Origin of the sequence: Streptomyces sp. MS06, assembly GCF_047200655.1 — a bacterium.
GTDB lineage: Bacteria > Actinomycetota > Actinomycetes > Streptomycetales > Streptomycetaceae > Streptomyces.
Map to the genome: position 1 here is coordinate 122,338 of NZ_JBJZOJ010000015.1, position 13,741 is coordinate 136,078.

General features: G+C 74.6%; 9 protein-coding genes. 2 read left to right on the forward strand and 7 right to left on the reverse strand.

Annotation, left to right across the window (positions count from 1 at the left end):
- Window positions 1–96: 96 nt before the first annotated feature.
- Together purH and purN are read right to left on the reverse strand one after the other, a co-directional pair.
- Window positions 97–1,677 (reverse strand): bifunctional phosphoribosylaminoimidazolecarboxamide formyltransferase/IMP cyclohydrolase, encoded by a 1,581-nt coding sequence (purH, locus tag ACL02U_RS10820; protein ID WP_412790494.1) that lies wholly within the window; start codon window positions 1,675–1,677, stop codon window positions 97–99.
- On the reverse strand, window positions 1,674–2,312 hold the full coding sequence (purN, locus tag ACL02U_RS10825) for a phosphoribosylglycinamide formyltransferase (RefSeq protein ID WP_412790495.1): 639 nt from the start codon (window positions 2,310–2,312) through the stop codon (window positions 1,674–1,676). Before purN ends, purH begins: the two co-directional genes overlap by 4 nt.
- Window positions 2,313–2,634: 322 nt before the next feature.
- On the opposite strand from purN, the gene ACL02U_RS10830 reads away from it, so the two are divergent.
- Window positions 2,635–3,438, forward strand: a complete 804-nt coding sequence (locus ACL02U_RS10830) for a hypothetical protein (RefSeq protein WP_412790496.1) — start codon at window positions 2,635–2,637, stop codon at window positions 3,436–3,438.
- Window positions 3,439–3,808: 370 nt separating this feature from the next.
- Here ACL02U_RS10830 and ACL02U_RS10835 read toward each other — a convergent pair whose 3' ends face one another.
- The gene (locus ACL02U_RS10835; protein WP_412790497.1) at window positions 3,809–5,605 is read right to left on the reverse strand and encodes a DUF6350 family protein; all 1,797 of its coding nucleotides are present in this window, start codon (window positions 5,603–5,605) and stop codon (window positions 3,809–3,811) included.
- Window positions 5,606–5,702: 97 nt separating this feature from the next.
- Between ACL02U_RS10835 and ACL02U_RS10840 the strand changes: the two genes are divergently transcribed.
- Window positions 5,703–7,070, forward strand: coding sequence for a sigma factor-like helix-turn-helix DNA-binding protein (locus tag ACL02U_RS10840; protein ID WP_412790498.1), 1,368 nt, complete (start codon window positions 5,703–5,705; stop codon window positions 7,068–7,070).
- Window positions 7,071–7,146: 76 nt separating this feature from the next.
- Here ACL02U_RS10840 and sucD read toward each other — a convergent pair whose 3' ends face one another.
- From sucD to ACL02U_RS10860, 4 genes are all read right to left on the reverse strand, one after another.
- Window positions 7,147–8,031, reverse strand: a complete 885-nt coding sequence (gene sucD, locus ACL02U_RS10845; protein WP_412790499.1) for a succinate--CoA ligase subunit alpha — start codon at window positions 8,029–8,031, stop codon at window positions 7,147–7,149.
- A gap of 21 nt (window positions 8,032–8,052) precedes the next feature.
- Window positions 8,053–9,234: an ADP-forming succinate--CoA ligase subunit beta gene (gene sucC / locus ACL02U_RS10850; protein WP_412790500.1), complete on the reverse strand. Its 1,182-nt coding sequence runs from the start codon at window positions 9,232–9,234 to the stop codon at window positions 8,053–8,055.
- Between the two features lie 641 nt (window positions 9,235–9,875).
- Entirely contained in the window at window positions 9,876–11,063 is a 1,188-nt protein-coding gene (locus ACL02U_RS10855; RefSeq protein WP_412790501.1) for a VWA domain-containing protein, read from the reverse strand.
- Complete coding sequence (locus ACL02U_RS10860) at window positions 11,060–13,582, reverse strand: DUF5682 family protein (RefSeq protein ID WP_412790502.1); 2,523 nt, start codon at window positions 13,580–13,582, stop codon at window positions 11,060–11,062. Before ACL02U_RS10860 ends, ACL02U_RS10855 begins: the two co-directional genes overlap by 4 nt.
- Window positions 13,583–13,741 lie beyond the last annotated feature (159 nt).

Genomic DNA, 13,741 nt, shown 5'->3' on the forward strand with positions numbered 1-13,741 from the left:
CGCCCCGGCGTCCCGGTCACCGCGGTGGCACCGAGTACGGCACCCCGCGGCGGGCCCGACGGAGCCGGACCCGCGCGCCGGACCAGGGGAACGGGATCAGTGGAAGAAGTGCCGCGTCCCGGTGAAGTACATCGTCACGCCCGCCTTCTTCGCGGCCTCCACGGCCAGCTCGTCCCGGACCGAGCCGCCCGGCTGGACGATGGCCCTGACACCCGCGGCGATCAGGATCTCCGGACCGTCGGGGAAGGGGAAGAAGGCGTCGGAGGCGGCGTAGGAACCGCGGGCCCGCTCCTCGCCCGCCCGCTCCACGGCGAGCTTGCAGGAGTCGACGCGGTTGACCTGGCCCATGCCGACACCGACCGAGGCGCCGTCCTTGGCGAGCAGGATGGCGTTGGACTTGACGGCCCGGCACGCCCGCCAGGCGAAGGCCAGCTCCCGGAGTTCCCCGGCGGGCAGCGCCTCGCCCGCCGCCAGCGTCCAGTTGGCCGGGTCGTCGCCGTCGGCCTGCAGCCGGTCGGCGACCTGGAGCAGCGCACCGCCGTCGATCGGCGTCATGTCGACCGGACGGGCCGGGGCGTCCGGGCAGCGCAGCACCCGGATGTTCTTCTTCTTGGTGAGTGCCTCCAGCGCGCCGTCCTCGTAGCCCGGCGCGATGACGACCTCGGTGAAGATCTCCGCGACCTGCTCGGCCATCTCCTTGCTCACCGGGCGGTTGACGGCGATGACGCCGCCGAAGGCGGACAGCGGGTCGCAGGCGTGCGCCTTGCGGTGCGCCTCGGCGACGTCCGCGCCGATCGCGATGCCGCAGGGGTTGGCGTGCTTGATGACCGCGACACACGGCTCGGTGTGGTCGTACGCGGCACGGCGCGCGGCGTCCGTGTCCGTGTAGTTGTTGTACGACATCTCCTTGCCGTGCAGCTGCTCGGCCTGCGCCAGGCCGCTCTCGCCGGAGGTGTAGAGGGCGGCGGGCTGGTGAGGGTTCTCGCCGTAGCGCAGCGTGCGGGACCGCTCCAGGGCGGTACCGAGGAAGTCCGGGAACCGGGAGTCGTCGGCGGGGGCGTAGGAGGAGGCGAACCAGGAGGCGACGGCGATGTCGTACTCGGCGGTGTGCCGGAAGGCCTCGGCCGCGAGGCGTTTGCGGGCGGTGAGGTCGAAGCCGCCGTCCCGCAGCGCGGCCAGGACGTCGGCGTACCGCTCCGGGCTGGTGACCACGGCCACCGACGGGTGGTTCTTGGCGGCGGCGCGGACCATCGAGGGGCCGCCGATGTCGATCTGCTCCACGCACTCGTCGGGCGAGGCTCCGGAGGCGACGGTCTCGCGGAACGGGTACAGGTTGACCACGACGAGGTCGAAGGGCGCCACGCCCAGCTCGTCGAGCTGCTGCCGGTGGCTGTCCAGGCGCAGGTCGGCGAGGATGCCCGCGTGCACCTTCGGGTGCAGCGTCTTGACCCGTCCGTCCAGGCACTCGGGGAAGCCGGTGAGCTCCTCGACCTTGGTGACGGGGACGCCGGCGGCGGCGATACGGCCGGCCGTGGAACCGGTGGAGACCAGTTCGACGCCGGCCTCGTGCAGCCCGCGGGCCAGCTCCTCCAGCCCGGTCTTGTCGTAGACGCTGACGAGCGCGCGGCGGATGGCCCGCTTGCCCTGCTCGGCCGTGACAGTGCTGTCGGCGGTCACTGGATAACTACCTTTCGTCCCTCAATGCGATAGCCGTTGCGGGCGAGCCGCCCCACGACCTCGACGAGCAGCCTTCGCTCGACTTCCTTGATGCGCTCGTGCAGAGCGCCCTCGTCGTCCTCGTCCCGGATCTCCACCACGCCCTGCGCGATGATCGGCCCGGTGTCGACGCCGTCGTCGACGAAGTGGACGGTGCAGCCGGTGACCTTGGCCCCGTACGCCAGCGCGTCACGGACGCCGTGTGCGCCGGGAAAACTGGGGAGCAGGGCGGGGTGGGTGTTCACGAACCGCCCGCCGAAGCGGGCCAGGAACTCCTTGCCCACGATCTTCATGAAACCGGCCGACACGACCAGGTCGGGTTCGTGGGCGGCGACGGCCTCGGAGAGCGCCGTGTCCCACTCCTCCCGGGAGGCGTGGTCCTTGACCCGGCACACGAAAGTGGGGATCCCGGCGCGCTCGGCGCGGGCGAGCCCCTCGATCCCCTCGCGGTCGGCGCCGACGGCCACCACCCGGGCTCCGTAGGCCCCGGGGCCGGACCGGTCGATGTGGTCGAGGAGCGCCTGCAGGTTGGTACCGGATCCGGAGACCAGCACCACTAGGCGCTTGGCCTGCTCGGCCACGGGCTTGGCGGCCACGATGGGGCCCTTTCTCGGAAAGCGTCGGCGAGCGTCGGACCGGTCGACGGGCACGGCACTCTTTTGTGCGTTCATACGAATGCTTCGGACGCCCGGATACGGGGAAGCCTACGAAGCAGCCGACCGCCAGCAACGATACCGGCACGGCAGGCGGCCCCCGCGGGACGGGGGCGTGGCCGGGGGGTAGCGTCTGGGGGAGCGGGGTTCGGGAACGCGGTTCGCGAGCTGTGCGTTCAGCAGAGGACAGCGCGCACCGGACGGACCGAACTCCGCCGCGCATCCGTTGTACCTGCCGTTTCGCCTAAGGGAAGACGCTCACTTGATGCCGGACCGCAGCCTGCGACTCCTCACGCTCACGCCGCGACCGCGGGGAGCGACGCGCGGTGCCCTCGTGCTCCGGGAGCGGCCGTCGTCGCCGCCCGACGCGGCCCCGGAAGGCCGGCAGAGCGGCGACGGACAGGACGACAACCCGTTCGCCGCTCCACCGGAGGGCGCCCCGGACCGCCCGTGGCAGCCGCGCCACCCGGCTGCCGGCCGCGACGACGACCGGCGGGGCGGCGACGGCGACCACGGCGACCGCGGTGCCGGCGCACCGGACGACGATGACTCCCCGTGGGGCCGCCAGTGGAGCGACCGCCAGCCCGGCCGCTCCTCCGACGGCTTCGGCCAGCGGCCCGGCAGCGGGCCCGAGGGGCAGCCCGGCCGCCCCGGGCCGAACATGCGCTGGGACCCGACCGACCCGATCCAGCGCCGCGCGCGCTACGCCCTGCTGGGCGGCATGTGGGCCTTCTTCTTCGCTCTCTTCAGCTGGACGTACCTGGCCCTGCTGCTCGGCGCGCTGGCCCTCTACTGGGGCATCAGCGCCCTGCGCGCCAAGCCCCGGCGACCCGACCCCGACCGCCCCGAACCCGAGCCGGCGGCGTCCCGGCCGCAGACCACCGCGGCGGTCAGCGGCCTGGTCACCGCCTCCCTGGCGCTGCTCCTGGTGGCCATCACCTTCACGGCGCAGCTCGTCTACCGCGACTACTACACCTGCACCAGCGACGCGCTCACCGACGCGGCGAAGCAGTCCTGCTCCAAACTGCTGCCGGAGGAACTGCGCGGGGTACTGGGCACGAACGGCTGAGGGCCGGCGGCACGCGGTACGTCACCCCGGCCGCCGACCCCGCCACCGGGCGACTCACCGACTCGCCACCCCACCACCCGGCGACCCGGCGACCCGGCGACCCGGCGACCCGGCATCGTGTTTGACGGGCGTCGCGGGGAAAGGGGCCCGGCAGCGGGCGACCGGGCGAGCGCTCCGTCGCCCGGTCGGCCCGGGCCCACCCACCCGGTGGACGCCGTCCGGACCACCGCCACCCGTCCGGGCGGCGGCCACCCGCACGACTGCCCACGCACCCGCCGGTGCCCGCCGGCCCCGGTACGGTCCGGGGAATCCGGTCGGGGAATCCGGTCGGGGAATCCGGTCCGGGGCCGCCCGGTCCGCTCCGCTCCGGTCAGTCGCTGTCCGGCGGGGTTCCCGCATCGTGGGGCGCGTCGTAGGGGGCCTTATGGGGGGCCTCGTGCCATGCCGCCCGGCGCGCTTCGCGGCCGGCCTCGTCGGCCCAGGCGTAGGGCATCCCCCCGGCGGCGTCCGGCGGTTCCACCGGCAGGAAGTCGTAGGGCTCGTGCGCGTCCTCGTGGTCGTAGAGCCCGGAGGCGAGGCCGGCCGTACCGGCGTCCTCACCGTCCCGGGGCACCGACACCGCGGCGTCAGCCGCTCGGGAGGTCCTCCCGGCCCGCCGCCACGGAGTTCTCGGCCACCACCGGCCCCGGCGCCCCGAGCACCCCGGCTCCCGGGCGCCCGCGCCTTCGACCGGTTCCGCCGCCTCCCGGTGCTCGCTGCGCTCCGCCCGGGCCCCGAGGCCCCGGCAGCGCCAGGCCCGGACCCCCACCGCGACCGGCACCGCCCAGATCAGGATCCAGCCCAGCGCCGCCCCGCCGACCTGCCACCAGACCGGCCCGAAGCGGGCGAGGGCGGCCACGCCCAGCGGGCCGCCCGCCAGTGCGGCCAGGACCGCCGTCAGCACCGCGCAGCCCGCCGCCGCGAGCGCGGCGACCGACGCCGTCCGCCCCCGTTCCCAGGCCGCCGCCGAGCCGCCCGTGTCCTCGGGCCCGGCCCCGGACCCCGGGGACGCCGCTCCCGGAGCGCCCGGCGCGACCGACGCCGATGCCGACGCCTTCGCGGTGCTCGGGGCCCCGGTCGCCGCCCCGGCGACGAACCACCCCACCGTCACGCCCGCCACCACCGGCACCGCGACGGCCGCCCAGTTCGGGAGTGTGCCGACCCCCGGCCGGGGCACCGCCGCCAGCAGCGGGAACGGCGGCAGCAGCGGGGCGGGATGGGAGGCGATCGGCCCGACAACGTGCCCCGCGGCAAGAACGAAGCCGGGGCCGAGAGCGTAGGCGGCGCCCCACACCGCAGCGTTCGGGACCAGCGCCAGGCACAGCAGCAGCACGGCGAACCGGCCCGACCAGCCCTCCGTCAGCATCAGGAACGACCTGCTCGTCGCGGTGCCGTGCCACACCAGTGACACCGCGACCAGCAGCCCGCCGCCCCCGACGAGGGTCGCCGTCCCGGCGAACGCGGCCCGCCCGGCCGCGGCCAGCCGCTCCCGTGCGAGCGGCCCGAGAAGCAGGCGCCGCAACGACGGCGGCAGCAGGAGCAGGGCGCTGTCCAGCGGCTCGCGCGGGCGCCCGTAGGCCGTCCAGACGCCCGCCCCGGCCGCCGCCACGGCCACTGCGGGCAGCCCGGCCAGACCGGCCGCCTCCCACACCGGCCGCAGCCGGCCGCCCGCCGCGTAGAGGGTGACCGCCGCGCCGACGGCGAGATAGCCGAGGACGACTCCCGTCCATGCGGTGCGCCCCGGGATCAGCGGCGCACCGTCGTCGCGGTCGACCGCGTCCCGCGCGGCCCGGTGCAGCAGCCACGCCGGCAGCGCGAGCAGCAGCAGCGGAGTGAGGCCGATCGGGGCGGGCGTCCCGGACAGCGTGTCGGTGCGGACGAGTTCCATCCCGTGGGCCAGCAGCCACATCCCGGCGGCGACGTGCAGTGCGCCGCCCGGTCCGAGGTCCGGGTAGGGCGAACTGATCCACAGCAGCATCACCAGAACGGCGGACGAGCCGAGGCCGAGCCCCGCCGCGACCGCACCGCCGAGGAGGGCGGCGGCCAGTCCGGGCGATCGGTCGCGCACCCGGGTGAGCAGGGACGACAGCGACGGTCGGCGAGCGGTCATCTGGGTCACGACCGCCATGCTCCCAACGACACGCGCTTTCCGGCTGTAACAGGCGAAGGCCCGTAGTGTCGCTCAATATACGTTTTATGTACTTTTCCGCGCGAAGGGGCACCCTGTGACGCAGAGCCCTGCCACCCCGCTTCCGCCGCCGAAGGAGCGCCGACGCCTGCGAGAGGCGGGTGCACTGACCCAGGCTCAGCTCGCGGCGCAGGTCGGCGTCAGCCGGGACACGGTGCGCGCATGGGAGTCCGGCCGCACGACGCCGCGCGGCCGGAAGCGGGACACGTACGCGACGTTGCTGGCCTCGCTCGCGAAGCCCACCAGGGCGCAGGGCTCCAACCGGACGGCCGCAGGGGGCGGCCGCACCGGGCCGGCCACCGCCCGCAGGGACGGCGAGCGCCGCAGCAGGCGTGCCGGAGCGGACCGGAGCACCCGACGCGCCCGGGTCGGCAGACACGGCAGCCCCGTCGACTCCCCCGCCGACGGCCCGCCGGTCGAACCCGCCGATCCCGCTCGCGCAGCCGGTGCAGCCGGTGCAGCCGGTGGCTTTGCCGTCGCCGACATCGCCGGTGGGGTCGGCGGCGGCAGCGGCGGTGCCGGCCCGTCCGGCACGGCAGGGACACCGTCCGGCACGGCCGCAGTTCCGTCCGGCACGGCCGGGGAGCAGTCCGGGTCCGACACCGCGGGACTGACGCCCACTCAGGCATTCGACGAGCTCTACGCGTTCTGCGCCCCCGCCCTCGTACGGCAGACCTACCTCCTCACCGGCCGGCGCGGGCTGGCCCGGGAGTCGGTGGAGGGCGCCTTCCAACAGGCCTGGCAGCGCTGGCCGGAAGTGGCACGCGACCCCGACCCGGCAGGCTGGGTGCGGGCCGCGGCGTACGAGTACGCGCTCTCCCCGTGGCACCGCCTCCGCCCCCGCCACCGGCACACCGAGCAGCCGCCGGCGGAGACGGACGACCGGACGCTGCTGAACCTGCTGCTCCGGCTGCCGCCGCCGTACCGCCGGACACTGCTCCTCCACGACGGGGTCGGAATCGGGCTGCCGGAGACGGCGGCGGAGACCGAGGCGAGCACCCGGGCGGCGGCGAACCGGCTGCTGCACGCGCGGGAGGCGCTGGCCGCGGGCCTGCCGGACCTGGCCGACCCGGCCGAACTGCACCGGAGGCTGGCCGAGCTGGCCTCGACCGGGCGGCAGCGGGCGGCCCGTGCGCCCGCGGTACGGACGGGCGGCGAACGCCGGGCACGCTTCTGGACGCGGGCCGCCATCGCCTTCACCGCGGCGATCGTGGGAGCGACCGCGCTGACCCTGCGCACCGCGCCGACGCGGTACGAGGCACCGATCGCGCCGGGAGAGACCGTCCAGGGGGTGCCACCACCGGCGGCACCGGGCCCGCTGTCCGACGCGGACCGGGCGCTGCGGACCAAACTCCGCTCGGGCACGGAACACGGGCCGGAACGACTGGTCCCGGAGGGCGGGTGACGGGCCCTGCGACGCGCGAGGGCCCGCGTCCCCACGGAGGTTTCCGGGGGACGCGGGCCCTTTCGTCTGCGGCGGTTCAGCCCGCGAGGATCTCGCGCGCCAGCTTCGCCGTCTCGGTCGGCGTCTTGCCGACCTTCACACCGGCGGCCTCGAGGGCCTCCTTCTTCGCCTGGGCGGTGCCGGAGGAGCCGGAGACGATGGCGCCGGCGTGGCCCATGGTCTTGCCCTCGGGCGCGGTGAAGCCCGCGACGTAGCCGACGACCGGCTTGGTCACGTTCTCCTTGACGAAGGCCGCGGCCCGCTCCTCGGCGTCGCCGCCGATCTCGCCGATCATGACGATCAGGTCGGTCTCGGGGTCGTCCTGGAAGGCCTTCAGGGCGTCGATGTGCGTGGTGCCGATGATCGGGTCACCGCCGATGCCGACGCAGGTGGAGAAGCCGATGTCGCGCAGCTCGTACATCATCTGGTACGTCAGCGTGCCGGACTTCGAGACCAGGCCGATACGGCCCGGCTTGGTGATGTCCGCCGGGATGATGCCCGCGTTCGAGGCACCCGGGGTGATCAGGCCGGGGCAGTTCGGGCCGATGATGCGGGTCTTGTTGCCCTTCTTGCCGGCGTACGCCCAGAAGGCGGCGGTGTCGTGCACCGCGATGCCCTCGGTGATGACGACGGCGAGCGGGATCTCGGCGTCGATGGCCTCGACGACCGCGTCCTTGGTGAACTTCTCCGGGACGAAGATGACCGAGACGTCGGCGCCGGTCTTCTCGACGGCCTCCTTGACGGAGCCGAAGACCGGTACCTCGGTGCCGTCGAAGTCGACGACCTGACCCGCCTTGCGGGGGTTCACGCCACCGACGATGTTGGTGCCGGACGCCAGCATGCGCTTGGTGTGCTTCTGGCCCTCGGAGCCGGTCATGCCCTGGACGATGACCTTGGATTCCTTGGTGAGGAAGATAGCCATGGTGTTCTGTGACCTCGTCCCTTACTTCGCGGCAGCAGCCAGCTCGGCGGCCTTTTCGGCCGCGCCGTCCATGGTGTCCACCTGCTGCACGAGCGGGTGGTTGGCGTCCGTGAGGATCTTGCGGCCCAGCTCGGCGTTGTTGCCGTCGAGGCGCACGACAAGCGGCTTGGAGACCTCTTCGCCCTTGCTCTTGAGGAGCTCCAGGGCCTGCACGATGCCGTTGGCGACGGCGTCGCAGGCGGTGATGCCACCGAACACGTTGACGAAGACGGACTTGACGTCCGGGTCGCCCAGGATGATCTCCAGGCCGTTCGCCATGACCTCGGCGGAGGCGCCGCCGCCGATGTCGAGGAAGTTGGCGGGCTTGACGCCCTGGTGGCCCTCGCCGGCGTAGGCGACGACGTCCAGGGTCGACATGACCAGGCCGGCGCCGTTGCCGATGATGCCGACCTCGCCGTCGAGCTTCACGTAGTTCAGGCCCTTGGCCTTGGCGGCCGCCTCGAGCGGGTTGGCGGCGGCCTTGTCGTGGAGTTCCTCGAACTCGGGGTGGCGGAACTCGGCGTTCTCGTCGAGGGAGACCTTGCCGTCGAGGGCGATGACGTCACCGGAGGCGACCTTGGCCAGCGGGTTCACCTCGACGAGGAGGGCGTCCTCCTTGATGAAGGTGTCCCAGAGGGTGACGAGGACGTCCGCGACCTTGTCCGCGACCTCGGCGGGGAACTTGGCGGCCGCGGCGATCTCACGGGCCTTGGCCTGGTCGACACCGTCGATCGGGTCGATCGCGATCTGGGCGACGGCCTCCGGACGGGTGGCCGCCACCTCCTCGATCTCCACGCCGCCCTCGACGGAGGCGATGGAGAGGAAGGTGCGGTTGGCGCGGTCGAGGAGGAAGGAGACGTAGTACTCCTCGACGATCTCCGGAGCCGTCTCGGCGATCATCACCTTGTGGACCGTGTGGCCCTTGATGTCCATCCCGAGGATGTCCGTCGCGCGGGCGACGGCCTCGTCCGGGGTGGCGGCCAGCTTGACGCCACCGGCCTTGCCTCGACCACCGACCTTCACCTGCGCCTTGACGACAGACTTGCCGCCGAGACGCTCGGTGATCTCGCGCGCCGCCTCAGGCGTGTCGATGACTTCACCGGCCAGCACCGGTACACCGTGCTTGGCGAAGAGGTCCCTCGCCTGGTACTCGAACAGGTCCACGCGCTTCCGTCCCTATCAGTGATCTCGCGGTTCGTTGGATGCGTGGGCGTGCCGCGAAGGGCAACGTGACGTCCGCTCTGTGTCACAGGGGAAGCGCACACGGTGTCCGAGCGCGCGGCATGTCCGTCTCGCAGGTTATCCCCGCATGCGGGACCTCTCTAAATCACAGCTCACACCTCAGCGGTGATACCTGTCACATGATCCGCGGGGAGGCTGGGCCTCACCGTGCCGTGGTCGGCCTGGTGAGGCCCGGCAGCGGGCCCCGCGCGACAGCCGCCCCGGGCGGGGACCGGGTGCGGTGTGCGGGGACGACCGGGCGAGCGGTCTCCACCCGTTCGGGACCGCGCGCCGGTCCCGCGTGGTAGAGCACGGACGAGGTCCCGCGTGGTGACGCACGGACGAGAACGGACGGGGACCGACGGCCTTCGTCCGACGGGGCCGACGGCCTTCGTCCGTCCGGGTGCCCCGCACAGGGTTTTCGGGCCCACTCGCCCGACGCCGGAGCACGCGCACGCGCCCCGTCACCGAGGGTGATCGCGTCCGGTCGCGCCCACCGCCGCCTCCGGGAGCCCGTCCGGCCCCGCCGCCTCCTCCGGCCGAGGAGCCCCGCCCGTCCCCACCGGAAACACCCTCCCCCGGTGTCAGGTCTCCGGTACCGGCAGGGGACGCTTCTCGATCGCGGCGGCCATCACGTCCGGAAACAGGTCGGGGGTGCACGCGAACGCCGGCGCGCCGAGCTCGGCCAGCGCTGCCGCGTGCTCCCGGTCGTAGGCGGGCGCGCCCTCGTCGGACAGGGCGAGCAGTGCCACGAACTGCACGCCGGAGGCCTTCATCGCCGCGACCCGCTTCAGCATCTCGTGCCGTATGCCTCCCTCGTAGAGATCGCTGATCAGCACCACCACGGTCTCCGCGGGCCGGGTGATCTGCGCCTGGCAGTAGGCCAGGGCCCGGTTGATGTCCGTGCCGCCGCCGAGTTGGGTGCCGAAGAGGACGTCGACCGGGTCGTCGAGCCGGTCGGTGAGGTCGACGACGGCCGTGTCGAAGACGACGAGCCGGGTGCTGATGGACCGCATGGAGGCCAGCACCGCCCCGAACACGGACGCGTGGACGACGGAGGCCGCCATCGAACCCGACTGGTCGATGCAGAGGACGACGTCCTTCTTCACACTCCGCGCGGCGCGCCCGTATCCGACGAGCCGTTCCGGCACGACCGTCCGGTACTCCGGCAGGTAGTGCTTGAGGTTGGCCGCGATCGTCCGGTTCCAGTCGATGTCGTGGTGGCGGGGCCGGTCGACGCGCGCGCTGCGGTCAAGGGCGCCGGTGAGGGTGGCCCGGGTGCGGCCGGCGAGCCGCTTCTCCAGGTCCTCGACGACCTTGCGCACGACTGCCCGGGCCGTCTCCCTGGTCGTCTCCGGCATCGCCTTGTTCAGCGACAGCAGGGTGCCGACCAGGTGCACGTCGGCCTCCACCGCCTCCAGCATCTCCGGCTCCAGCAGCAGCGTGGACAGGCCGAGCCGGTCGATCGCGTCGCGCTGCATGACCTGGACGACGGAGGAGGGGAAATAGCTGCGGATGTCCCCGAGCCAGCGCGCCACGGACGGCGCCGACGCCCCCAGCCCGGCGGAGCGGTCCCGCCCCGCCGCCGGTCCTTCCCCCTTCCTCCCGTAGAGCGCAGTCAGCGCCCCGTCCATCGCGGCGTCCCGCCCCGACGGCGCGTACCCGGTGCCGTCCGCCCGGTCACCGCCGAGCACCAGCCGCCAGCGCCGCAGCCGTTCCCGCGCCGGATCCGCGGCCGCGGTCCGTGCTTCGCTCGCCTCCCCCGTCGTCATCCGGGCACCCCCACCGGGTCGTCGCCGTCGGCACCGCGGTGTTCCGCGGTGCCGCCTTCACCTTGCGGCTGCTGCGGGGCGAGGCCCAGCAGCAGCCGCACCACCGGGACGACGGCGTCGGCGCGCCCGGAGTCGAGGTCCGGCGCGAACCCGGCGAGACCCGGGGCCGTGCCGTCGCCCCCCGTGCGCGCACCGGGGCCCGGCCCGCGCCGCACCAGCTCGCCCAGGGTTCTCCGCACTCCGGGCTCGTACGCCGAGAACGTCCGCCGCAGCAGGGGCAGGACGTCGGTGAACGCCTCCGCCGGCACCCCGGTCAGCCAGCCGTCGACCAGGGCGAGCAGCCGCTCGTCGTGGACGAGCAGCATGCCCCCGCCCCCGAGGAAGCCCTCGATCCAGGCGGCCGCGTCCCCCGGCGGCGTGCCCTGCGACAGCGCGAGCCCCATCAGCCGCGCCGCCCCGTCCTGGTCCAGCTCTCCGTCGTCCAGCAGCAGCCGCACGGCACGGCCCCGGATCACGCCGGACACGGTGTCGCGGTCCGCGAGCACCCGCAGCACGGCCCGCCAGCGGTCGCGCAGCCCGGCGTGCCCGGCGGCGGTGAGGGCCCCGAGGCCCACCGCGGCGTGCACTGCGTCCACGTGGCGCCGCATCTCCTCGGCGGCGTCCGCGTCGAGCGCCGTGCAGGCGGGAGGCAGGCCGACGCATATCCGTTCGGCGAGGCCCGCGGCGACCTCGGCCAGCGCCGCGGTGCCGGTGCCGCGCACGTCGCCGTAGCGCAGCGAGCGGACCAGGGCCGGCAGCGCCTGAGCGAGGTGGCCGACGTCGGTGTCGAGTGCGGCGCGGTCCGCCAGCACCCGCATCACCGCGGGCAGCGCCTCGGCGAGGTCGGCCAGCAGGCAGTGCTCGGCCAGCTCGGTGACGTCGGCGAGGGAGCGTGCGCCCGCCGCGTCCGCCTCGGCCTTCCCGTTCGCCGCGGCGCGGACGGTCGTCCCCCAGACTCCGGCTTCGGCGACACGCACCGACAGCTCCGGCTCCCAGCGCAGCCGCCAGGTCTCCCGGAAGGTGCCGGTGCCGGCCCGCGAGGCGGCAGGCTCGCCCCAGCCGACGCCGAGCAGTCGCAGCCGGTGCAGCAGCCTGCTGCGGTCCGCGTCCCTCTCCTTGCGCAGGTCCAGTTCGAGCTGTCGTTCCGGCGCCTCCGGTCTGATCCGCAGCCGGCGCTGGAGCCGGTCGAGGTCGCGCTGCAGCGGCACGGCGGGTGCCGTGCGCGGCACCTCTCCCAGCGTCTCGCCGACCACCAGCCGGTCGTGCACCAGCGCCAGCGGCAGGTCGGAGCCGTCGCACATCACCGCACGTACCGCGTCGGTGGTCTCGCCCAGTCCGGGCAGCGGCCGCCCGCGCACCGCGGCGAGCGTCTCGGCCAGCCGCACCGCCTCGATGACGTGCGCCGGGGACACGACACGGTCCTCGTCCCGCAGCAGTCCCGCGACTCTGGTCATCCACCGCTCGACCGGCCGGTCGGGTGCGGCGAACAGGTGCGCGTACCAGCCCGGCGAGTCGATGCCCGCCCCGTAGCCGCCGGACCGGGCGAGCCGGCGGTGCGTCCACGGCACCCAGGTCATGTCGGTCCGTACCTTGGCCAGCCCCTTCAGCAGGGCGCGGTCGGCGGCGACCGTGCTCCTGCGCCGGAGCGCGGGCACGTGCCAGGCGCCGCACACCACCGCCACGCCGTCCCCGTGCTCGCGCCGCGCCGCCCGCACCTGGAGGCGCATGTACGCCTCCCGCACGAGGCCGCGTCCCCGGTCGCCGCTGCCGTAGGTCTCCCGCAGCGCCGTCATGGCCTCCTCCAGCACGGTGAACGGCGCGAAGGCGTCGCCCTCGCCGCCGCCCCGGTGTTCGACGGCGTCCTCCCACCAGCGCTCGGGGTCGTCGTGTCCGGCGGTCCCGGCGAGCACGGCGAGCGGGTCGACGCGCACCTCGGCGCCGGGATCGGAGACCTGCCCGGCCCGCTCGGCGTCCCCCCGGTCCCGCGTGTCCCCCCGGTCCCGCGTGTCCTCCGCGGGCTCGTCCCGCTCCGGGTGCAGCCCGTCCCGCTTCTCCCCCTCCGGCTGTCCCCCGTCCGGCTGTGCCCCGTCGGACCGCTGCCCCTCCGGGCGTGCGCCGTCCTCGGGGCCGCTCTCCCAGGCCAGTGAATGCGCCGCCGGCAGGTCGATGAAACGCGCCGGGACGCCGTGGTCCAGGGCCCAGCGGAGGGCGATCCACTCCGGGGAGAACTCGGCCAGCGGCCAGAACGCCGACCGGCCGGGCTCGTCGACGGCGTGGGCGAGGAGGGCGACCGGGGGCCGCATGTCGGCGTCGGCGGCGAGCGGGATCAGCGTGTCGGCCTCGGGGGGACCCTCGACCAGTACGACCCGGGGGCGGGCCGCCTCCAGCGCCGCCCGCACGGCTCGTGCGGAGCCCGGCCCGTGGTGCCGCACTCCGAGCAGCAGCGGCTCCGCCGCGCTCCGCGCCCCCGTCCCGGTCATACCGCACCCCCTCGCGGCTCGGACCGGCCGACCGCGCCGCCCGCACGCGGTGTCCGCTCCCCCGCCCGCCGCGCGCGACCGGTGTCCCCGGCACCGGTCGCGGGGGGGGGGGGGGGGGGGGGGGGGGGGGGGGGGGGGGGGGGGGGGGGGGGGGGGGGG

What these genes read in the sequence shown, in the direction of transcription:
- ACL02U_RS10860 (WP_412790502.1), bottom strand. Translation starts at nt 13,582, where the DNA reads ATGACCGGGACGGGGGCGCGGAGCGCGGCGGAGCCGCTGCTGCTCGGA.
- ACL02U_RS10830 (WP_412790496.1), top strand. Translation starts at nt 2,635, where the DNA reads ATGCCGGACCGCAGCCTGCGACTCCTCACGCTCACGCCGCGACCGCGG.
- ACL02U_RS10855 (WP_412790501.1), bottom strand. Translation starts at nt 11,063, where the DNA reads ATGACGACGGGGGAGGCGAGCGAAGCACGGACCGCGGCCGCGGATCCG.
- ACL02U_RS10835 (WP_412790497.1), bottom strand. Translation starts at nt 5,605, where the DNA reads ATGGCGGTCGTGACCCAGATGACCGCTCGCCGACCGTCGCTGTCGTCC.
- sucD (WP_412790499.1), bottom strand. Translation starts at nt 8,031, where the DNA reads ATGGCTATCTTCCTCACCAAGGAATCCAAGGTCATCGTCCAGGGCATG.